This is a genomic window from Allobosea sp. TBD101 (assembly GCF_059817965.1).
Map to the genome: position 1 here is coordinate 1,242,189 of NZ_CM187543.1, position 21,143 is coordinate 1,263,331.

Annotated in this window: 20 protein-coding genes; 10 read left to right on the top strand and 10 right to left on the bottom strand. The window is 66.2% G+C overall.

Translation table 11 applies throughout. From position 1 onward, the window contains the following. The first annotated feature begins 19 nt into the window (after positions 1 to 19). Positions 20 to 2,419, top strand: a complete 2,400-nt coding sequence (locus AC6RIC_RS05825; protein ID WP_499735473.1) for a thiamine pyrophosphate-binding protein — start codon at positions 20 to 22, stop codon at positions 2,417 to 2,419. Between the two features lie 184 nt (positions 2,420 to 2,603). Here the strand turns inward: AC6RIC_RS05825 and AC6RIC_RS05830 are convergent, their stop codons facing one another. Beyond that, positions 2,604 to 2,909, bottom strand: coding sequence for a hypothetical protein (locus AC6RIC_RS05830; protein WP_499735474.1), 306 nt, complete (start codon positions 2,907 to 2,909; stop codon positions 2,604 to 2,606). 89 nt (positions 2,910 to 2,998) lie between these two features. Further along, the gene (locus AC6RIC_RS05835; RefSeq protein WP_499735475.1) at positions 2,999 to 4,099 is read right to left on the bottom strand and encodes a hypothetical protein; all 1,101 of its coding nucleotides are present in this window, start codon (positions 4,097 to 4,099) and stop codon (positions 2,999 to 3,001) included. A gap of 457 nt (positions 4,100 to 4,556) precedes the next feature. Here AC6RIC_RS05835 and AC6RIC_RS05840 point away from each other — a divergent pair, with 457 nt between their 5' ends. Together AC6RIC_RS05840 and AC6RIC_RS05845 are read left to right on the top strand one after the other, a co-directional pair. Beyond that, positions 4,557 to 5,591, top strand: coding sequence for an aspartate-semialdehyde dehydrogenase (locus AC6RIC_RS05840; protein ID WP_499735476.1), 1,035 nt, complete (start codon positions 4,557 to 4,559; stop codon positions 5,589 to 5,591). 145 nt (positions 5,592 to 5,736) lie between these two features. Further along, positions 5,737 to 6,669, top strand: coding sequence for a DMT family transporter (locus AC6RIC_RS05845; RefSeq protein ID WP_499735477.1), 933 nt, complete (start codon positions 5,737 to 5,739; stop codon positions 6,667 to 6,669). 12 nt (positions 6,670 to 6,681) lie between these two features. On the opposite strand, the gene AC6RIC_RS05850 is transcribed toward AC6RIC_RS05845, so the two are convergent. Then, on the bottom strand, positions 6,682 to 7,350 hold the full coding sequence (locus AC6RIC_RS05850) for a TetR/AcrR family transcriptional regulator (RefSeq protein ID WP_454655435.1): 669 nt from the start codon (positions 7,348 to 7,350) through the stop codon (positions 6,682 to 6,684). A gap of 148 nt (positions 7,351 to 7,498) precedes the next feature. On the opposite strand from AC6RIC_RS05850, the gene AC6RIC_RS05855 reads away from it, so the two are divergent. From AC6RIC_RS05855 to bfr, 5 genes are all read left to right on the top strand, one after another. Then, the gene (locus tag AC6RIC_RS05855; RefSeq protein WP_499735478.1) at positions 7,499 to 8,701 is read left to right on the top strand and encodes an HlyD family secretion protein; all 1,203 of its coding nucleotides are present in this window, start codon (positions 7,499 to 7,501) and stop codon (positions 8,699 to 8,701) included. A 202-nt stretch (positions 8,702 to 8,903) separates the two neighbouring features. Next, the gene (locus AC6RIC_RS05860) at positions 8,904 to 10,493 is read left to right on the top strand and encodes a DHA2 family efflux MFS transporter permease subunit (protein WP_499735479.1); all 1,590 of its coding nucleotides are present in this window, start codon (positions 8,904 to 8,906) and stop codon (positions 10,491 to 10,493) included. 243 nt (positions 10,494 to 10,736) lie between these two features. Beyond that, complete coding sequence (gene irrA, locus AC6RIC_RS05865; protein WP_454655440.1) at positions 10,737 to 11,270, top strand: iron response transcriptional regulator IrrA; 534 nt, start codon at positions 10,737 to 10,739, stop codon at positions 11,268 to 11,270. Further along, positions 11,267 to 11,554 (top strand): (2Fe-2S)-binding protein, encoded by a 288-nt coding sequence (locus AC6RIC_RS05870; protein WP_454655442.1) that lies wholly within the window; start codon positions 11,267 to 11,269, stop codon positions 11,552 to 11,554. The genes irrA and AC6RIC_RS05870 overlap by 4 nt, the downstream gene beginning before the upstream one ends. 117 nt (positions 11,555 to 11,671) lie before the next feature. Beyond that, positions 11,672 to 12,166, top strand: a complete 495-nt coding sequence (bfr, locus tag AC6RIC_RS05875; protein ID WP_499735480.1) for a bacterioferritin — start codon at positions 11,672 to 11,674, stop codon at positions 12,164 to 12,166. A 111-nt stretch (positions 12,167 to 12,277) separates the two neighbouring features. Here bfr and AC6RIC_RS05880 read toward each other — a convergent pair whose 3' ends face one another. Further along, entirely contained in the window at positions 12,278 to 12,982 is a 705-nt protein-coding gene (locus AC6RIC_RS05880) for a cold-shock protein (protein ID WP_454655446.1), read from the bottom strand. Between the two features lie 328 nt (positions 12,983 to 13,310). Between AC6RIC_RS05880 and AC6RIC_RS05885 the strand changes: the two genes are divergently transcribed. Next, on the top strand, positions 13,311 to 13,925 hold the full coding sequence (locus AC6RIC_RS05885) for a GNAT family N-acetyltransferase (protein ID WP_499735481.1): 615 nt from the start codon (positions 13,311 to 13,313) through the stop codon (positions 13,923 to 13,925). Between the two features lie 143 nt (positions 13,926 to 14,068). Here the strand turns inward: AC6RIC_RS05885 and AC6RIC_RS05890 are convergent, their stop codons facing one another. Then, entirely contained in the window at positions 14,069 to 14,788 is a 720-nt protein-coding gene (locus AC6RIC_RS05890; protein ID WP_499735482.1) for an AprI/Inh family metalloprotease inhibitor, read from the bottom strand. Between the two features lie 210 nt (positions 14,789 to 14,998). Next, complete coding sequence (gene acs, locus AC6RIC_RS05895; protein WP_499735483.1) at positions 14,999 to 16,951, bottom strand: acetate--CoA ligase; 1,953 nt, start codon at positions 16,949 to 16,951, stop codon at positions 14,999 to 15,001. A gap of 229 nt (positions 16,952 to 17,180) precedes the next feature. On the opposite strand from acs, the gene AC6RIC_RS05900 reads away from it, so the two are divergent. Continuing rightward, on the top strand, positions 17,181 to 18,314 hold the full coding sequence (locus tag AC6RIC_RS05900) for a T6SS phospholipase effector Tle1-like catalytic domain-containing protein (RefSeq protein ID WP_499735484.1): 1,134 nt from the start codon (positions 17,181 to 17,183) through the stop codon (positions 18,312 to 18,314). A gap of 5 nt (positions 18,315 to 18,319) precedes the next feature. Here the strand turns inward: AC6RIC_RS05900 and AC6RIC_RS05905 are convergent, their stop codons facing one another. From AC6RIC_RS05905 to tsaD, 4 genes are read right to left on the bottom strand one after another with little or no spacing between them, the layout of a single operon-like run. Then, a complete protein-coding gene (locus AC6RIC_RS05905; RefSeq protein WP_454655453.1) occupies positions 18,320 to 18,727 on the bottom strand; it encodes an EVE domain-containing protein in 408 nt (135 codons plus the stop codon). Next, a complete protein-coding gene (locus tag AC6RIC_RS05910) occupies positions 18,727 to 19,053 on the bottom strand; it encodes a hypothetical protein (protein ID WP_454655455.1) in 327 nt (108 codons plus the stop codon). Before AC6RIC_RS05910 ends, AC6RIC_RS05905 begins: the two co-directional genes overlap by 1 nt. 11 nt (positions 19,054 to 19,064) lie before the next feature. Next, positions 19,065 to 20,060: an NAD(P)H-dependent glycerol-3-phosphate dehydrogenase gene (locus AC6RIC_RS05915; protein ID WP_499735485.1), complete on the bottom strand. Its 996-nt coding sequence runs from the start codon at positions 20,058 to 20,060 to the stop codon at positions 19,065 to 19,067. Continuing rightward, positions 20,057 to 21,112 (bottom strand): tRNA (adenosine(37)-N6)-threonylcarbamoyltransferase complex transferase subunit TsaD, encoded by a 1,056-nt coding sequence (gene tsaD, locus AC6RIC_RS05920; RefSeq protein WP_454655459.1) that lies wholly within the window; start codon positions 21,110 to 21,112, stop codon positions 20,057 to 20,059. The genes AC6RIC_RS05915 and tsaD overlap by 4 nt, the downstream gene beginning before the upstream one ends. Positions 21,113 to 21,143: the final 31 nt, after the last annotated feature.

Below are 21,143 nucleotides of genomic sequence, written 5' to 3' on the forward strand. Positions count from 1 at the left end.
GGGAGTTCGGGCCACATTCATGACAACAGATCCGCGCCTGCCGTTTCTCGCCGAGCTCGAGAAGAAGATCCTCTGGCTGGCCTCGTGGACGATCCACAACGCCAACCATATCCGCCAGAACGAGGACGGGATGAAGGTCGGCGGGCACCAGGCCTCCTCGGCCTCGCTCGCCACGATCATGACGGCGCTCTACATGGCCGCGCTGAAGCCGCAGGACCGGGTCGCGGTAAAGCCGCATGCCTCGCCGATCTTCCACGCCATCAACTATCTGATGGGGCTCCAGACCCGCGAAAAGCTCGAGAATTTCCGCGGCTACAAGGGCGCGCAGAGCTATCCCTCGCGCACCAAGGATATCGACGACGTCGATTTCTCGACCGGATCGGTCGGCCTGGGCGTCGCGCAGACGCTGTTCTCGTCGCTGACGCAGGACTACGTGAAGGCGCATGGCTGGGCGAAGGACCGGCCCGAAGGCCGCATGGTCTCGCTGATCGGCGATGCCGAGCTCGACGAGGGCAATATCTTCGAAGCCCTGATGGAGGGCTGGAAGCACGGCCTGCGCAATACCTGGTGGATCATCGACTATAACCGCCAGTCGCTCGACGCGGTGATCCGCGAGGGGCTCTACGATCGTTTCGAGACGATGTTCCGCAATTTCGGCTGGGACGTCGTCACGCTGAAATACGGCTCGCTGCAGCAGGCGGCGTTCAAGGAGAAGGGCGGCGAGCGGCTGAAGGCCTGGATCGATTCCTGCCCGAACCAGCTCTATTCGGCCCTGACTTTCCAGGGTGGCGCTGCCTGGCGGAAGCGGCTGATGGACGATCTCGGCGACCAGGGGCCGGTGACCACGCTGATTGAGAAGCGCTCGGACGCCGAACTCTCGAAGCTGATGTGCAATCTCGGCGGCCATGACCTGCCGTCGATCCTGGAGGCCTTCGAGGCGATCGATCATGACCGACCGGTCTGCTTCCTCGCCTATACGGTGAAGGGCTTCGGGCTGCCGATCGCCGGGCATAAGGACAACCATGCCGGGCTGATGACCAAGGAGCAGCTCGACGGCTTCCGCAAGGCGAACGACGTCCGCCCCGGCCATGAATGGGATTTGTTCGAGGGGCTCGACCTGCCCGAGAGCGAGATGCGGGCGTTCCTCGACAAGGTGCCGTTCTTCTCGCAGGGGCGGCGACGCTTCTCGGCCCCGAAGCTGCCGGTTCCGGACAAGCTGGAGGCGGGCATCCAGCCGTCGATGTCCACCCAGATGGGCTTCGGCAAGGTTTTGGACGATCTCGCCAAGACGGGCGGGCCGCTCGCCGATCGCATCGTGACGACGGCGCCGGATGTCACCGTCTCGACCAATCTCGGGCCCTGGGTGAACCGGCGCGGGCTCTTCGCCAAGGCGTCGATGGCCGACACCTTCAAGGACGAGCGCATTCCCTCGATGCAGAAATGGGAGTTCTCGCCGAAGGGCCAGCATGTCGAGCTCGGCATTGCCGAGATGAACCTGTTCATCAACCTCTCGGCGCTCGGCCTGTCGCATTCGATCTTCGGCGAGCGGCTGATCCCGATCGGCACGCTCTACGACCCGTTCATCTCGCGCGGGCTCGATGCGCTGAACTATGCCTGCTACCAGGATGCGCGTTTCATGGTGGTGGCGACGCCGTCCGGCGTGACGCTGGCGCCGGAGGGCGGGGCGCACCAGTCGATCGCGACGCCGCTGATCGGCATGAGCCAGGACGGGCTTTGCTCCTTCGAGCCAGCCTTCGTCGACGAGCTTGCGGTGATGATGCGCTGGTCGTTCGACTACATGCAGCGCGACGGTGAGGGCGATCCGGACGAGCGGACATGGCTGCGCGACGAGACCGGCGGCTCGGTCTATCTGCGCCTCTCGACCCGGCAGGTCGAGCAGCCTAGCCGGGCGATGACGCCCGAGCTGGAGCGCGCCATCATCGACGGGGCCTATTGGCTCAGGAAGCCGGGGCCGAACGCGTCTGTCGTGATCGCCTATACCGGTGCGGCCGCGCCCGAGGCGATCGAGGCGGTCGGGCTGCTCTCCGAGGACCGGCGCGATGTCGGCCTGCTCGCGATCACATCAGCCGACCGGCTCAATGCCGGCTGGCAGGCGGCGGAGCGGGCGCGACAGCGTGGCAACCATGCGGCGACGAGCCATGTCGAGCGGCTGCTCGGCGAACTCTCGCGCGATTGCGGCATCGTCTCGGTGCTGGACGGGCATCCGGCGACGCTGGCCTGGCTCGGCAGCGTGCATGGCCACCGGCAGAAGGCGCTCGGCGTCGAACATTTCGGGCAGACCGGCACCGTCGCCGATCTCTACCGGCATTTCGGCATCGACGCGAACGCGATCGTGCATGCGGCGAACGCGGCGGCGCCGGGGCGGCCGGTGCGTTATTTGAGGGCGTTGCCGGAGTAAGGAGCGCTCATGAAGGGTGTCATCCCGCACGCGCTGCGGCACGTAGTGCTGCTGCGCAGATGCGGGACCGCATGACGAGAATGCGCTTTTTCCGGGAGACGGTCCCGTGTCTGCGCAGCAGCGTTTCACGCTGCGGCGCGCACGGGATGACAGGCGCCCTTTAGCAAGGCGCCCTTCAAATCTCTCAGAAACGCGGCGTCGCGAAGGTGTTGGCGAAGGGGTTCGCGCCCGCGCCGATGCGGCCGGGCAGGGTGCCCTCGCCATAGAGGTCGCCGGTGTTCACATAGACAGGCGAAGCCGACATGTGCTGGCTGGCATAGCGGTTCAGCGAGCCGACGGGCACGACATTGCCGGCATCGAAATAGCTGCGCTTCTGCACGGTGACGCGCAGCGGCCCACGGCGGCTCTGTGCTTCGGCAATGCTGACCATCACGGTCGAGGCCGTCGCTGCTACGGCGAGGATGGCGGCAATGCGCTTGAACGACATCATGACGGCAATCTCCGGGAGCGGATCGATCCGCTCGATGTAAGCATCGAAAAACCGGTGCAAAGGCTAGCACCGCGTCGTTAACAACTTTGTTAGCGCTCGCGGCGGGGCTTTTTCGCGCGCCGCGGGCGCGGCTCGGGTGTTGGTTCGGCGGTGGCTGTCTTCATGCGCAGGGCCGGCATCGTGCCGTCCGCGTCGAGCCAGGAGACCTTGCGGCCGGTCGCCGCGAGGCGCGGCGTGGAGCAGCCCGGGTGACGCTGGAGCTCGCTGCGGGCAAACGCGGCGCGCAGTTCGGGGTCGGCGCCGGCATTGGCGAGGTCGAGCCGGTCGATCAGGCAGGTCAGTTGCTTGCGGTCGCTGGGCTTGGCGCCAGCGCACCACCAGCCGTTCATCGTGAAGGGAGCGTCGGAACCCATGGTGCGGAAGGCGAGACAGACGCGGCTCTCGGTGCCGTCGCCGAGGACGATATCGGCGGTTTCAAGCGGACCGAAGCGGGTTTCGATGAGCGCGGGCGTGCTGCCTCGCTCGACAGCGAGGCTGCGAAGCGCCGCCGCATGCACCAGCGCGACCATGAAGGAGCCGGAATGGGCAGCGACGCCGTCGCCCGTCTTCAAGCGTAGCGAGAGATGAGCAGCGGAGCCTGCGAAAGTGCCGAAACTCAGGAGGTCCTCGCGCTGGCCGCCATCGCGGCTGCGACGGGCCTCGATCGCGGGAGTTTCACGGCCGAGTTCCGGTGCTTCGAGATTGAAGATGGCGATCGGGCGGGTGATCGCGATCCAATCTGCTTCGGTCGTCGCGAGGAGCGGCTTGCGGTTGACGGTGGTCTGGGTGGTCGCGGCGGCAACCGGAGATGCGAGGCTGGCCAGTTGGGACTGGCCTTCGCCACTCCCGGACAGCGCCGTGACGAGCGCGGCTGTCAGGCTGATGCCGCCGAGCGCGGCCGCAATGCGCCAGGCGAGGGCGCCCGGCAAGCCGAGGCCGCTGCGCGGCACGAGGCGTCGAAGGGCACGGGAGGCGATGCGGAAGCCGCTCTCGATCCGGTCGACGCAGGTGATGAGAGCCGGGACGAGATCGATCCGCCTGAGCCTAGCCCACGCACCGCGGAATCTGATGCCGGCAACGGACAAGACATGCCGCAAGTGCTGCGACAGGGGCCGCAACCGGTCCATCAACTCGTCCGAACGCACACGCAACCCGTCACTCCCGCGCGCCGAAACACCGGCCGCGCAATCCTCGATCGAGAGGGCAGGCTGGACCGTGAGAGTCGCTGCCGGGTTACCGACGCCGGCCAATCGACCGGCAGCGTGAACAAGGGGTCAACGGGCAGGGTTAATGCGCTGGCCGGGCGCCACTATGAGGAGGAGATTGACTTTTCGTCGTTCCCGGTGTTCTGACAAGGCGTGGTGCAAGGTTGCGCCGCCTTGCGAAGTTTTCAGCCCTTCGGGATTGGCTCTGTGACTGTCCGTCTGACGACGACGAAACTCACGACCAAAACGACGACCGGGAAAACCGGCCTGTCGCGCTGACGCTTCGCCTCGGTTCCGGGTCCATCTCCCCCCGGCGGGGAGAGATCGCCGAACCCGCCCGAAACCGGTGCGGGGCGGCCCCCAAAGGGAGACCCGAACCGCCTTATCCGCAAAGGATCACATCATGAGCTTCAAGGTCGCAATCGTCGGTGCAACCGGCAATGTAGGCCGCGAGATGCTGGACATTCTCGCCGAGCGCGCCTTCCCCGTCGGCGAGGTCGTGGCGCTCGCCTCCTCGCGCTCGGTCGGCACCGAGGTCTCGTTCGGCGACAAGACGCTGAAGTGCAAGGCCCTCGAGCATTACGATTTCTCCGACACCGATATCTGCCTGATGTCGGCGGGCGGCGACGTCTCGAAGGCCTGGTCGCCGAAGATCGGCGCGCAGGGCTGCGTCGTCATCGACAATTCCTCGGCCTTCCGCATGCACCCCGACGTGCCGCTGATCGTGCCGGAGGTGAACGCCGCCGCCGCCGCCGGCTTCACCAAGATGAACATCATCGCCAACCCGAACTGCTCGACCGCGCAGCTCGTCGTCGCGCTGAAGCCGCTGCACGACAAGTTCGGCATCAAGCGCGTCGTCGTCTCGACCTATCAATCGGTCTCCGGCGCCGGCAAGGAAGGCATGGACGAATTGTTCAACCAGACCCGCGCCGTGTTCTCGGCCGGCGAGGTCACCACCAAGAAGTTCCCGAAGCGCATCTCCTTCAACCTCATTCCGCATATCGACGTCTTCATGGAGGACGGCTTCACCAAGGAAGAGTGGAAGATGGTGGTCGAGACCAAGAAGATCCTCGACAAGAAGATCAAGCTGACCGCGACCTGCGTGCGCGTGCCGGTCTTCATCGGCCATTCCGAGAGCGTGAACATCGAGTGCGAGAAGCCGATCACCGCCGACGAGGCGCGCGAGGTGCTGCGCACCGCGCCGGGCATCCTCGTGATCGACAAGCACGAGCCCGGTGGCTACATCACCCCGCATGAAGCGGCCGGCGAGGACGCGACCTATATCTCGCGTATCCGCGAGGACTCGACCGTCGAGAACGGCCTCGCCTTCTGGTGCGTCTCCGACAACCTGCGCAAGGGCGCGGCGCTGAACGCGGTGCAGATCGCCGAGGTTCTGGTCAACCGCAAGCTGATCCAGCCGCGCAAGCAGGCTGCGTAAGACAAGCTGCGTTGCCCGGCCCTGGCCGATACCGGGCAGGGTCACAGGCCATGTCCACGCGCATGGGCGGGCGACCGTCTTTGCGTGTGGCTATGCCGGGCAAAAGGGCTAAGGCTTGCGCATTCCCAGAGTGCGAACCGAGCCCTTGTCCAAAGCTCCCCTTGATCAATCGCCGGTCGTCCCTCCGCAGGAAGGCAGGCCGCTGCGCGTCGACAATTCCGCGCGCGGCATCGCACTTGTGCTGCTCTCAGCCATCTTCATGTGCAGCGGCGACATCGCCTCCAAATATCTGGCGACCACCTTGCCCGCGCTCCAGATCACCTGGATGCGCTACGGCACCTTCGCCGCGATCATGCTCGTCACCATCAGCTTCACCGGCGGCTTCCGCAGGATGAGCACGCGCCGGCCGGGCCTGCAGGTGCTGCGGGCCCTGGGCGTGACGGTTTCCTCGATCCTGTTTGTGGCCGGGCTGCACGACCTGCCGATGGCGGACGCGACCGCAACCTCCTTCGTCTCGCCGCTCTTCGTGACGGCGCTGTCCATTCCTATCCTCGGCGAGATCGTCGGCTGGCGGCGCTGGCTTGCCACGAGCGTCGGGCTGATAGGCGTGCTGGTCGTGGTGCGCCCCGGCGGCGACGGCTTTCACAGCGCGTCGTTCTTCGTTCTCGGGTCGTCGTTCTTCTGGGCGTTTTCGCTGATCGTCACCCGAATGATGAGCCGCACCGAGATCCCTGTGGTGACGCTGGCCTATTCCGCCACGATCGGCTTCATCCTGCTGTCGCTGGCCGTGCCGTTCAGCTGGCAGGCGCTCGATCTCAACACGATCCTGATTGGGCTCTTCATCGGTGGCATCTCGACGATCGGGCATATCTTCCTGATCCAGGCCTTCCGCTACGCGGATGCCTCGCTGCTGGCGCCCTTCGCCTATTCCCAGCTGCTCTGGTCCTCGATCTTCGGCTATCTGGTCTTTGCAGCGATCCCGGATATCTGGACCTATGTCGGCGCGGCGATCATCGCGGCTTCGGGACTCTATATCGCCCATCGCGAGCGCATCCGCGCCAGGCGGATCGCCGGCTGACGGCGTCGATGTTCAGTCGCGCGGTTGGGCGCCGTAGCGCGCCATGAACATCGCGACCGCTTCGCCGACGACGTGGCTGATTTCCTCGTCGCTCGGGGGCGTACGGACGGCGTTGAACAGGCGCGGGCGGGTCAGGGTCGACTGGCAGAGGTCGAGAAACTGGACGGCGGCGAGATAGGTGTCGTCGATCGCGAGCTTGCCTTCGGCCACCATGCGGTCGAGATAGCCCGCGATCAGCTTGGAGCCGAGCATCGGGCCGTTCTCGTAGAAACCACGGCCGAGCTCAGGCATGCGCTCGGCGACGCCGATGACGACACGATGGGCGCTGACGGCGAGGTCGCCGTTGATCATCCTGACGATGCAGAGTCCGAACCTGGTCAAAGCCCGCACGGGATCGGAATCCTCGTTCAGGGCTTCGAGCGCGCCGCGCTTCTGGGCTTCGCGCTCGCGCTGGATCAGCGCGACGAAGAGATGCTCCTTGTCCTCGAAATAGACGTAGAGCGTGCCCTTCGACACGTTCGCGGCGGCTGCGATATCGCTCATGCTGGCGGCGTCGAAGCCGCGCGAGGTGAAGATGTGCAAGGCGCCGTCCAGGATCTGGCGGCGCTTGTCGGGATCGGTGCCGGCGATCCGGCGATTGCGTGGTCCCGTCTTTACCGGGCTTTCAGAGCTTTCCGACATCTCATCCCGGCCCGGTCTGCGGGCCCTGCATGGCAGCTGCGAAAAAGAATCGAACCAATCGGTTCGATTTGGCTTGATATGCATCATGCGCCGCGCTATTTCAAGTGCAATCGAACCGGTTGGTTCGAATTGACATGCAGGACGCCCAATGTCTGCTGAAACCGCTGCCGAACACCGTCGCGACCGGCTGAAGCTGGTCGATGCCAAGGCCGAGACCGCCCAGCCGGCGGCCGAGCCCGCCACCGCCCGTGACGCACAGGCGAAGACCTCCCCGCCCGAAACCGCCGAGGCCAAGGCCAAATCCGGCAAGAGCCCGCTGAAGCGCGGCGCGCTGCTTGTCGTGGGCGCTGCCGTCGTGGGGGCCGGGCTCTGGTACGGTGTCGACTGGTGGCGCAACGGCCGCTTCATCGTCTCGACCGATGACGCCTATGTCGGCGCCGAGATGGCGACCGTCTCGGCCAAGCTCTCCGCCAATATCGCGTCCGTTTCCGCGCGGCAGAACCAGGAGGTCAAGGCCGGGCAGCCGCTCGTCGCGCTCGATGACGGTGACTGGCGGATCGCGCTCGACAGCGCCCGCGCCAAGTCCGCGACGGCGCAGGCGACGCTCGCCCGCATCGACAGTCAGGTCGAGGCCGCGCGCGCCGCCCAGTTGCAGGCGCAGGCGCAGCAGAATTCGGCCGAGGCGGCCGTGACGCGCACGACAGCCGATTTCGACCGCGCCAATAGCCTAGCCGCCAAGTCCTACGGTTCGCAGGCGACACTCGATGCCGCGACCGCGGCCCGCGATCAGGCTGTCGCTGCAGTGGCGAGCGCCAAGGCCGGCGTCGTGCAGGCGCAGGCCAATATCAAGGTGCTGGAGGCGCAGCGCATCGAGGCCGCCCGACAGATCGACGAGCTGAAGGTGGCCGAGCAGAAGGCCGAGCGCGATCTCTCCTTCATGAAGATCGCCGCGCCGATCGACGGCGTCATCGCCAATACCAATGTCCAGATCGGCGACCTCGTCGGCGCCGGCAAGCGCCTGATGTCGATCGTTCCGCTCGACCAAGTCTATGTCGACGCCAATTTCAAGGAAACGCAGGTCGGGCCGCTGAAGAGGGGCGACAAGGCGAGCATCACCGTCGACGCCCTGCCGGGACAGGTCTTCCATGGCACGGTCAGCGGCATCGCCGGTGGCACGGGCTCCGTCTTCACGCTGCTGCCGCCTGACAACGCGACCGGCAACTTCACCAAGATCGTGCAGCGCGTGCCGGTGCGCATCGCGCTCGATCCGGCCTCGACGGCGAAGCATGCGCTGCGGCCGGGCATGTCGGTGGTCGTCTCGATCGATCCGCGGCCGGCCAGCCAGCGCTGATCAAGCGCCATTGATGAAGCGGGTCATCCCGCACGCGCTGCGGCACGAAGTGCTGCTGCGCAGATGCGGGACCGCAGGACGAGATGTGATCGGCTCCCGGCGCTGTGAGGGCGCCTCATTCTGATGACGGTCCCGCGTCTGCGCAGCAGCGTTTCACGCTGCAGCGCGCACGGGAAGACACCCCGATGAAAGGCAGGCCGTCATGGCCACTGCGACCCTGAATCCGGGCGCCGGCGCCAAACCCGCCGAGGACGCCATCCCGCTCCGCCGGATCTTCGCCTTCATGGCGATGGTCTTCGGCATGTTCATGGCGATCCTCGATATCCAGATCGTCTCGGCATCGCTGGCGGAGATCCAGGCCGGCCTGTCCGCCTCGTCCGACGAAGTCGCCTGGGTCCAGACCGCCTATCTGATCGCCGAAGTCATCATGATCCCGCTGTCGGGCTATCTCAGCCGGGCGCTGTCGACGCGCGTGTTCTTCTCGATCGCCGCGGCGGGCTTCACCATTGCCAGCGTGCTCTGCGCGCAGGCCACCTCGATCAACGAGATGATCCTGTGGCGGGCGGTGCAGGGCTTCATCGGCGGTGGCATGATTCCCGGCGTCTTCGCGGCAGCCTTCACCATCTTCCCGCCGTCGAAGCGGCCGGTGATTTCGCCGCTGATCGGGCTCGTCGCGACGCTGGCGCCGACGATCGGCCCCACCGTCGGCGGTTATCTCAGCCATGCCTTCTCCTGGCACTGGCTGTTCCTGGTCAATGTCGTGCCTGGCATCGCGGTGACGATCGCGGCCTGGACGCTGATCGATTTCGACAAGCCCGACCACAGCCTGATCAAGCGCTTCGACTGGCTCGGACTCGCCGCCATGGCGGCGTTCCTCGGCAGCCTCGAATACGTGCTGGAGGAGGGGACGCGGCTCGACTGGTTCCAGAGCCACGAGATCGTGTTGTTCTCGGTCGTGATGGTCGCCGGTGCTGTCCTGTTCTTCTGGCGGGCGCTGACGCGCGACGATCCGCTGGTCGATCTCTATGCGTTCAAGAATCGCAATTTCGCCTTCGGCTCGCTGTTCTCCTTCACGATGGGCATCGGCCTCTACGGGCTGACCTATCTCTACCCGGTCTATCTCGGGCGTATCCGCGGCTATGACGCACTGATGATCGGCGAGACGATGTTCGTCACCGGCCTGTGCATGTTCCTGACGGCGCCGATCGCCGGGCGTCTCTCGACCAAGCTCGACCCGCGCGTGATGATGATGATCGGCTTCGGCGGCTTCGCGGTCGGCACCTGGTGGGCTTCCTTCATCACCTCCGACTGGGATTTCTACGAGCTGATGGTTCCCCAGATCCTGCGTGGCTGCTCGCTGATGCTGTGCATGGTGCCGATCAACAACATTGCGCTGGGCTCGCTGCCGCCGCAGCAGCTCAAGAACGCGTCCGGGCTCTACAACCTGACCCGCAATCTCGGCGGTGCCGTCGGGCTCGCGGTGATCAACACGATGCTGAACACCCGTACCGATCTGCATATCACCCGGCTCCACGAGATGGTCGTTGCCGGGCGCCAAGTGGCGGAAGAGGCGATCGCCAACACGGCGCAGCGCTTCATCGACCATGGTGATGCGGCGCAGACGATGGCGCTCGCCCTGATCAACCAGCGCGTCCACAAGCAGGCGCTGGTCATGGCCTTCGGCGATGTCTTCCTCGGGCTGACCATGATCTTCGCGAGCCTGGTCGTGATGGCGCTGTTCCTACGCAAGCCGCCGAAGCCCGTCGCAGGCGCTGGCGGCGGCGGTCACTAGGCGATTCCGCGCGTGGCTGCCGGCTGCGCGAAGCTGAGAAGTGATCTCCGTGGATGCCGCAGCCATGCGTTCAGAGCAGGGCGTTGGCACGGCGGTCACGCGGTTGTGCTGTGGGCGCTGCCCGATGTCGCAGCTGCGAAGATTGACATTTGAGCGGTGCTTTGTCAAAAATGACAATAATATCAGTAGTTTAGATGTTTTCTAAACTACGCTGCCGAGGTTCGGCGTGTGGAAGGCGTTACAATGAGCGTTCTGGCGAGCAAGGATCACGATCACAGGCCGGTGGCGGCCGATCATATCCCGTGGCCGCAGAAAAATCCGTCGAGCTGCCCGATCAGCGCCGTGAAGGCGCGGTTGCGGACGGCGGGCCTGCGTCCGACGCGCCAGCGCATGGCTCTGGGCTGGCTGCTCTTCGCCAAGGGCGACCGCCATGTCAGCGCCGAGATGCTCTATGAGGAGGCGCTGCGGGCGCGCGAGCCGCTCTCGCTTGCGACCGTCTACAATACGCTGCGCCAGTTCTCGGAAGCCGGCCTGCTGCGCCAGGTCTCGGTCTCCGGTCCGAAGACCTTCTTCGACACCAATGTGTCGGAGCATCACCATTTCTACAACGAGGACGACGAGACCGTCACCGACATCCCCGGCTCGATGATCCAGGTTGCCGGACTGCCGGACGCGCCTGAGGGCATGATGATCTCCTCGGTCGAGGTCATTGTCCGCCTGCGCAGCGCCGATGGCGAGGAAATCGAGACCAAGCGGGTGGTGGGCCACCACGCGTGATCGTCTGCTCCTGCAACGTTCTGTCCTGCGGCCAGATCAAGGGGACTGTCGCTGCTGACGGCAGCGGCCCCCGGACAGCCGGCGAGGTCTACGATTGCCTGGGCTGCAGCCCGGATTGTGGACGTTGCGCGCGTGAGGTCCGGGCGCTTCTGGCCGAGGCCCGCGCCGTCTGCGCGACGCAATGCGGCGGTTGCGCCAGCCGCGAGATCGAGTGCGCGGTGCATGTCTCGGTGGGTATCATGCTCGACGGGATCGAGCTGAACGACGAGAGCATCGCGGCCTGAGCGCCGCTGCGGCCTCCTGCTCGATCAAAAGCGCCGAGACCGCTTTTTAGCTCTTCACTTCCGGCCAGTCCGTGCCTACATTAGTATAATTCTAATGTGGATTGCGGAGTGGACCCCATGAAGGGCGACAAGAAGGTCATCGAATACCTCAACAAGGGGCTGCGCTCGGAGCTCACGGCGATCAACCAGTACTGGCTGCATTACCGCATGCTGGACAACTGGGGCCTCAAGGACATGGCCAAGACCTGGAAGAAGGAATCGATCGAGGAGATGGTCCATGCCGACCGCTTCGTCGACCGCATCCTTTTCCTCGAGGGTTTCCCCAACCTACAGACGCTCGACCAGCTGCGCATCGGCGAGACTGTCAAGGAAGTGATCGAGTGCGACCTCAAGGCTGAGCTCGAAGCGCGTACCCTCTACCAGGAAGCGGCGAAGTACTGCCGCGAGGTCGGCGATTTCCCGTCCGAGGACCTGTTCAAGGCCCTGATGAAGGATGAGGAAGGTCATATCGACTTCCTCGAAACCCAGCTCGACCTGATCGGGCGCGTCGGTATCGAGCTCTACACCCAGAAGCATATCGGCGGCCTCGAAGGCGACGATCACGGCCACTGAGTCGGTTGACGCGCGCCGCTTCGGCGGCGCGCAGTCTACAAGGCCCGCCGCGCCAAAAGAAAAGGCCCGCCATTGGCGGGCCTTTGTGATTCCAGCGAAGCTTGCGTCGTGTCAGATGAAGCTGACGTCGGCGGCTTCCGGGCCTTTGCGGCCGGTGCGGATCGAGAAGCGCACGCGCTGCCCGTCCATCGGCGGCTGCAGGCCGCTGCGGCCCAGCGAAGAGACGTGCAGGAACACGTCCGGGCCGCCCTTGTCCGGAGCGATGAAGCCGAAGCCCCGATCCGAGTTGAAGAACTTCACGGCGCCGTCATAGGGGCCTTCGACCGGACCGCTGTTGCGATCCTGGAAGCCGCCGCCACGCGGGCCGCGATCGCCGCCGCCGAAGCCGCCGCGATCACCACCGCCGTAGCCACCGCGATCGCCGCGGTCGTTATAACCACCGCGATCGCCGCCGAAGCCGCCGCGATCCCGGTCGCCATAGCCGCCACCGCCGAAATCATCGCGCGGGGGACGGGGCGAGAAGGCGCGGGGAGCCGGCGCGGTCTGCGAGGCGGTCGACGCATCGATCTCATGGATCGCCACGACCTGGAGGCCGCGGCGGCCTTCGCCGAGATCGGCGACGATCGTCGCGCCGGGCAGCAGGTCCTGCTGGTCGAGCGGGCCGATGGCCGAGACGTGCAGGAAGACATCGCCCGAACCATCGGAGGGCGATGCGAAACCGAACCCCTTCTCGGGGTCGAACCACTTGACCTTGGCTTCGATGTTTTCGTGGGTGACGAAAGGCTGGGCAGCCGGAGGCTTGCGACGATCGAACATGGAGCTTCAAATATGAGTGACCGGGAGCACGCAACTTAGCTCATGCCGGACGCGCCGTCATCGGGGTCAATGCGAAATTATTGCATGGCATTTTACGGCGTTACAGTGGTTTTTTCGCCCCCGTCCCCAACGTCATGCCGTGCCTTTTCCATGCGCTCAGTGCATGAGAATGCGGGGTGTTCACTTGATTTTTGCGTGGACCCGGCAAAAATGCCGCAGGTCGTGCCCTTGCCATCGTGCGGACGTAATACGATGTGATGAGCAAGTCAGGGAAGACAACGCCTCCTGGTCGGTTCGCGCAAGACTTGCGCTGTTCAGGAGATGAGAATTGGTTCGTTCGCGACAATCCGGCAAGAAGGCCGGCGATGGCGTGATCCGCAGGCTGTGGCCGACGGAGCGCGATCTCTTCAAGGAGCATCTGCTCAGGCTCGATGCCGTCACGCGCCACCAGCGTTTCGGCACGGCGGTCAATGACGCGTTTCTTGAGAACTATGCCAGGACGACGTTTGGCGTCGGTGGCCTGGTCTATGCTTATGTGGTCGATGGCGTGGTGCGCGGGGCGGCCGAGCTGCGCGGCCTCGACGACATCATCGCGCTCACCGGCGAAGCCGCCTTCAGCGTCGAGACGCCGTGGCGGCGGCGTGGCGTCGGCTCGCAATTGTTCGGGCGCCTGATCACGGCAGCACGCAATCGCAGCGTCCGCACGCTCTATCTGACCTGCCTGCCGGAGAATGCGGCGATGCGCCGGCTCGCGGCGAAGTTCGAGGCCGATCTGGTCGGCGGCTATGCCGATGTCGAGGGCGTGATCGCGACCGGTGCCCCGACGCCCTTCACGATCCTCGACGAGGCGCTCGACAATGCCCGGGGCTTCGCGACGATGGCGCTGTCGATCCAGAAGAGCTTCTGGCCGAGCACCTTGCTGACCCGGACCTTCGGGGTCTGACCGCCGAGAAACCATGCAACGGCATTGATCCAGCTGTCGTCATGCTCGCCCTTGCGGCGAGCATCCATGTCTTGAACACCGCGTTCGACCAGCGAAGACGTGGGTGGTCGGGACAGGCCCGACCATGACTGGCAGGCTGTTATCTAGCGGTTCATCGACAGCGAGGCGCCGGACTTGGTCACCGCGCCGTCGAGCGCGCCCGAGCCGGAGCTGCGCAGCCGGGCTGCGACGGTGCCACCCTGCTGATAGAGATAGACCTCGCCGTCGCGGAAATCCCAGGCCGAGATCTTCTGCAGATCCTTGTTGGCGCAGCCGGACGAGGAGGCGCGATAGAGATCGAGCGTCGGCGAGCTCGACAATTGCACCCGACAGGTACCGCCGGTCGCTTCGCGGGCCGTCCAGCCGCCGACGACGCTGTCGCGGCTGGCCGAGGGGCGCGGCGCCGCTGCCGGGGCCGCGCCGAGGCCGGCAACCTGATTGTTGCTGCCGCGCAGGCCGGGGTCTTGTGCCAGCTGTCCGGTCGGGGGAAGGGGCTGGCCCTGCGGCGCGCCGCCGGCATTGGGGTCGAAGAACGGATCCTGGGGCGGGGGCAGGGCGCCGCCCTGCGGGCCTCCCGCGGCGGGATAACCGCCGGCTTGCGGGGGCGCAGCCGGATAGCCGCCGGGCGGCGGCAAGGGCTCCGAGGTGATCGGGGCGGAACTCACCGGCGGTGCGGAGGGCAGGGGTTGGCTGTAAGAGGGCTGGTTCATCACCGGCCCGCTGAAGCGCTGCGATCCGGCGCAGGCGGTCAGGGCCAGCAGAGGCAGCAAGGCGGCCGCGCGGACGAAGGCGGCGGTCGATGCGGTCTTGATCGTCGTCGTCATCAGGCGCGGGTTCCGATCTCGGTCAGCCGAACGTTGCGTCATTATCAGGAAACGCGATGAACGCGGCATGAGCATGGTCTAACCCAGGCCAGCGGCATTGCGAACCCTCGATATCGGCTGCGGTTCCCGCCGGTGGGCTCAATCCCATGAAAAAGGCCTGCGCGCCGATGCGAACAGGCCATTTTCGGTCTCATCCCGAAGGAGAGCGTCTTACCCCGCCTTGCGCTTGTTCTGGCGGTTGGCGACGAGGTCGTCGACGACGGCGGGATCGGCGAGCGTCGAGGTGTCGCCGAGCGCGCCGTACTCATCCTCGGCGATCTTGCGCAGGATGCGGCGCATGATCTTGCCGGAGCGCGTCTTGGGCAAGCCCGGCGCGAACTGGATCAGGTCCGGCGAGGCGATCGGGCCGATCTCCTTGCGGACATAGGCGACGAGGTCCTTGCGTAGCGTCTCGCTCGGCTCCTCGCCTGACATCAGCGTGACATAGGCATAGATGCCCTGGCCCTTGATGTCGTGGGGGTAGCCGACGACCGCGGCCTCCGAGACAGACGGATGCGCGACCAGCGCCGATTCGACCTCGGCGGTACCCATGCGGTGGCCGGAGACGTTGATGACGTCGTCGACGCGGCCGGTGATCCAGTAGTAGCCGTCGGCGTCGCGCCGGCAGCCGTCGCCGGTGAAGTACTTGTTCGGATAGGTCGCGAAATAGGTTTCCTCGAAGCGCTTGTGGTCGCCATAGACCGTGCGCATCTGGCCGGGCCAGCTCTCGGCGATGACGAGATTGCCCTCGCAGGCGCCTTCCAGGACCTTGCCCTCGGCATCGACGATCTCGGGCTTCACGCCGAAGAAGGGTCGCGTCGCCGAGCCCGGCTTGAGCTGGGTGGCGCCGGGCAGCGGCGTGATCAGGATGCCGCCGGTCTCGGTCTGCCACCAGGTGTCGACGATCGGGCAGCGGCGCTCGCCGACGACGCGGTGATACCACTCCCAGGCTTCCGGATTGATCGGCTCGCCGACCGAGCCGAGCAGGCGCAGCGACTTGCGCTTGGTCTTCTTCACCGGCTCCTCGCCGGCGCCCATCAGCGAGCGGATCGCGGTCGGTGCCGTGTAGAAGGTGTTGACCTTGTGCTTGTCGATGACCTCCCAGAAGCGCGAGATCGTCGGATAGGTCGGGATGCCCTCGAACATCAGCGTGGTCGCGCCGTTGGCGAGCGGCCCGTAGAGGATGTAGCTGTGGCCGGTGACCCAACCCACGTCCGCCGTGCACCAGTAGATGTCGCCGTCATGGTAGTCGAAGACATATTGGTGGGTGATCGCGGCGTAGACGAGATAGCCGGCCGAGGTGTGCAGCACGCCCTTCGGCTTGCCGGTCGAGCCTGAGGTGTAGAGCAGGAAGAGCGGGTCTTCCGCCTTCATCTCGGCCGGCGGGCAATGGCCGGAGACCTTGGCGGCCTCGTCATGATACCAGAGGTCGCGGCCTTCCTTCATGGTGACGTTGCCGCCGGTGCGCTTGACGACGATGACGGTGCCGATGCCACCCTTCACCTTGTCGTCGGCGGTATCGACATTCTTCTTGAGCGGCACGGCGCGGCCGCCGCGCAGGCCCTCGTCGGCGGTGATGACGATCTTCGAATCGGAATCCTCGATGCGGCTCGCCAGCGAATCCGGCGAGAAGCCGCCGAAGACCACCGAATGGATCGCGCCGATGCGGGCGCAGGCGAGCATCGCATAGGCCGCCTCCGGGATCATCGGCAGGTAGATGGTGACGCGGTCGCCCTTCTTGACGCCATTGGCCTTGAGGACGTTGGCGAACTTGCAGACCTCGGTATAGAGCTGGCCATAGCTGATCTTCTTCGACTCGCTGGGATCGTCGCCTTCCCAGATGATCGCCGTCTGCTTGGCGCGGGTCGCGAGATGCCGGTCGATGCAGTTATGGGCGACGTTGGTGGTGCCGTCCTCGTACCATTTGATCGAGACCTTGCCCGGCTTGTAGCTGGCGTTCCTGACCTTGGTGTACGGCTTGAACCAGTCGATGCGCTGGCCCTGCTCGCCCCAGAATTTGTCGGGATCCTTGATCGAGGCCGCGTACATCTTCTTGTACTTGGCGTCGGTCGCCCAGGCCTTCTTCGACCAGGAGGTCGGGACGTCGTAGATGATCTCGGACATTCGGGCGTCTCCCCAGACTTGGACCGTCTGTGTTGCGCTGGTCCGCCTCATGGAGGGTGCGGCGGGCATCGCTTCTTCGATTTCGACGCATCATAGGTTGCGTGCGCGGCGCGGCAACCCATTGTGCATCGCACTTTCGTGGCAGGGACCGGCGTTTTGGGCATGGCGCAAGGCCAAAACATCCCCGGCTCGCCTCATCCAATGGTAGGATAGGCCTCTGGGAGGCGTCATGGCGCGCAATATCGGCATCTTCTCGGATGGGACGGGACAGGCCGGCGGCGCCAACCCGATCAACTGGACGAATGTCTATCGCCTGTTCATGGCGACCCGCGAGGCTGATGGAGCCGGGCAAATCTGCTTCTACGACCCCGGCCTCGGCGCGAATCCCGACGAGGGCGAGATTCGCGGGCCGTTCCGGCGCTTCAAGGACCTGCTCGCGGAGGCGACCGGCTACGGCATCACCGACAACATCATCGATTGCTATGCAGCACTGCTCTGCGCGCACAGGCCGGGAGATCGGATCTTCCTGTTCGGCTTCAGCCGCGGCGCCTACACCGTCCGCAGCCTCGGAGGCGTGCTGGCGTTATGCGGCGTACCGGGCGGCTTCGCGCAGGTGACGCGCTGGGATGGGTTCAGCGACGCGATCAAGGCGGAGGAGGTCAGGGCGCTGGCCGCTAGCGCGGTCAAGGATGTCTACATGATCAGGGATGCCGCCGCGCGGGCCGAAGCCGCGGCGGCGTTCCGCGAACGCCATGGCACACAGCCGGCGCCGCCCTTCTTCGTCGGCGTCTGGGATACGGTCAGGGCGCTCGGCCTGCCGGGGATCGGCAGCCTGCCGGGGCGCCACAAGTTCCACGATGCAATCCTCAACCGGCAGGTCGCCCATGGCCGCCACGTCCTGGCCATCGACGAGAACCGGCAGGTCTTCGCGCCCGAGCTCTGGGACGAGCGGGAGGCGCCGCCGGGGCAGATCCGGCAGGCCTGGTTCGCCGGCGTGCATACCGATATCGGCGGCGGCTACGGCCTGAAGATGGGGCTGTCCGACCTCTCGCTCGGCTGGATGATCGTGGAGGCGCAGGCCATCCCGCATCCTCTTATCGTCGAGCCCGGGCTGATCGCGGAGCTGCGGCCGGATGCGCTCGGCCGCCAGCATGACGAGCGCAAGACCTCCTGGCTGCCCTGGAGCGAGGGCACGCGGGAGGGCTTCGTGCCGCACGGGTTCCAGCCACAGCCGGCGCGGATGGCCGATGCCGTCGAGCCACGCCTGCGGGCTACGGCCGTGCCGATCCTTCAGGAGATGCTGCCCTATCGGCCGCGCGCGCTGGCGGGCTATCCGACCTTCGCCGATTACTATCGCGCGTGAGCGCTCTAAAGCCCGCCCATCCTGCAGACGATGTCCCATTCCTCGTCCGTGACCGGCTGGACCGAGAGGCGGAAGGAGGTGACCAGCGCCATCTTGGCGAGCGTCGGCTCGGCCTTGACGGCGGCGAGCGTGACCGGCTTTGGCAGCGGCTTCACCGCCTTGAAGTCGACGAGGACCCAGGGCTCGCCGGGGATCCAGTTATAGGCTTCCTTGATGACCTCGACGATGCCGACGACCTCGAGCCCCTCGTTGGAATGGTAGAAGAAGACCTGGTCTCCCTGCTTCATCGCCATCAGGTTGAGCTTGGCGGTGTGGTTCTTCACCCCGTCCCAATGCGTCCCCTTGGCGCCGGCCTTGACCTGGTCGTCCCAGGACCAGACGGATGGTTCGGATTTGATCAGCCAGTGAGCCATCAGGCCTCGTCCTCCTTGAGCGGCACCGGCGGCTGCGAGGCCGCCTCGCCCTGTTCGTTCCAGAACCGCACCATTTCGCGGGTCAGCGCGGCGTAATCCTTGGGGTCGAGCTCGACGCGGACCTCGCCCTCGCCGAAGGGCAGGATCAGCACGAAACGATGCGTGCCCTCGGCCCGGCGCTTGCGATGCTGGATCACGGGGCCTGCGATCCGGCCGGCCAATGGCACGGGCTCGCTCTCGGCGACGAGCTCGGAGCCCGTCGTCTTCTTGACCTCGGCGATGCCGCGCGCGACGCGCTTCGTCAGGTCGGACCAGTCTCCCGCCATGCTTTACTCCCTCACTCCGCCCGGATCGGCCGCGCCAGCAGCGCGGCGACCGCATCGCGCACGCCGACATGGCCGGCGATGATCGCGGCCACGGCCTCGGCGATCGGGGTTTCGACCTGTTTTGCCCGCGCCATCTCGACGAGGACCGGGGCGGTGAAAGCGCCCTCCGCCAGCTTGCCGCCGGCCGCTTCGGCCGGGCTCCTGCCCTGGCCCAGCGCCAGCCCATAGGAAAAATTGCGCGATTGCGGCGAGGCGCAGCTCAGCACGACGTCGCCGAGGCCGGACAATCCCATCAGCGTCTCGGCATCGCCGCCATAGGCTTCGCCGAAGCGGCGCAGCTCGGCGAAGCCGCGGGCCACCAGCGCGGCGCGGGCACTCTCGCCATAGCCTAGCCCGATCGCGATTCCCGCCGCGATGGCCAGCACGTTCTTGGCCGCGCCGCCGATCTCGACGCCGCGGGTGTCGGCGGAGTGATAGATGCGGAAGGCCGGTGAGCTCAGCGCCTCGGCGAGTGCCTGCGCCAGCTCGGGATCGCCGGCCGCGAGCGTCACCGCCGTCGGCAGTCCGCGCCCGATATCGTCGGCGAAGCTCGGCCCGGAGAGGATCGCCGCGGTCGTACCCGGCCAGGCTTCCCCGATGATCTCGGTCGCGAATCGGCCGCTCGCCTGCTCGATGCCCTTGGCGGCGGAGATCACCGGCACGCGCGGCGGCAGGGCCGCGGCCAGGATTTCGCAGGCTGAACGCAAGGCTTGCGTCGGTACGGCGACGATCAGGGCGTCGCAACCGGCGAGGGTAGCGAGGGAGCCGGTCGCGCGGATGCTTTCGGGCAGGTCGACGCCGGGGAGGCGCGGCGCCTGCCTCGTCTGCGCGATGGCCTCGATCGTCGCGGCATCGCGCGCCCAGAGTTGCACATCGCGTCCGGCGCGAGCGGCGGCGAGCGCCAGGGCGGTTCCATAAGAGCCTGCACCGATGACGCCGACGCTCTGATAGGCAGCACGAGAACTCATGCGGCGGTCGATGGGGCTGGCGAGAGCTCGTCCAGCGGCCAGCGCGGCCGGGCGACCGCGCTCATGTCGTCGACGAGGCCGAGCCTGAGGCGTTCGAGACCGGCCCAGGCGATCATCGCGCCATTGTCGCCGCAGAGCGCCAGCGGCGGGGCGACCATCGGCAGGCCGGCTTCTGTGGCGAGACGATTGAGCCCGCTGCGGATCGCCTGGTTGGCGGCGACGCCGCCGGCAACGACGAGCGTGGAAGGGGTGATGCCGGCTTCGCGGCAGGCGCGCAGGCCGGCGCGGGTGCGATCCACCATCACGTCGACGACAGCCGCCTGGAAGGAGGCGCAGAGATCGGCGACATCGTTGTCGGAGAGCGGTGCGATCCGCTCGGCGACGAGGCGCACGGCGGTCTTGAGGCCGGAGAGCGAGAAATCCGGGCTCGGCCTGCCCTGCAGAGGGCGGGGGAAGTCGAAGCGCTCGGGATCGCCCTTGGCCGCCTCGCGTTCGACCGAGGGACCGCCGGGATAGGGCAACGCCAGCATCTTGGCGATCTTGTCGAAGGCCTCGCCGACCGCGTCGTCGATGGTGCCACCGAGCTTGAGATAGTCGCCGACGCCGCGCACGGCGAGCAATTGGGTATGGCCGCCGGAGACGAGCAGCAGCAGATAGGGGAAGGCCAGATCGTCGGTGAGGCGGGCGGTCAGCGCGTGCGCCTCGAGATGGTTGATTGCGATGAAGGGTTTGCCGGTCGCCAGCGCGATCGCCTTCCCGGCGGTGAGGCCGACCATGACGCCGCCGACGAGGCCGGGACCGGCCGCCGCGGCGACGGCATCGATCTCGTCCGGCTTCAGTTCGGCATTGGCGAAGGCGCGGGCGATGATGCGGTCGATCGCCTCGACATGGGCGCGCGCCGCGATTTCCGGCACCACGCCGCCATAGGCTGCATGTGCGGCAATCTGGCTCAGCACCTCGTTCGACAGGATCTTGCTTTCGCCGGAACGCTCGACGGAGACGATCGCCGCTGCCGTTTCGTCGCAGGTCGTCTCTATCCCCAGTACACGCATGATCGGTCGACTTGTCTCGCGGAATGAGGGA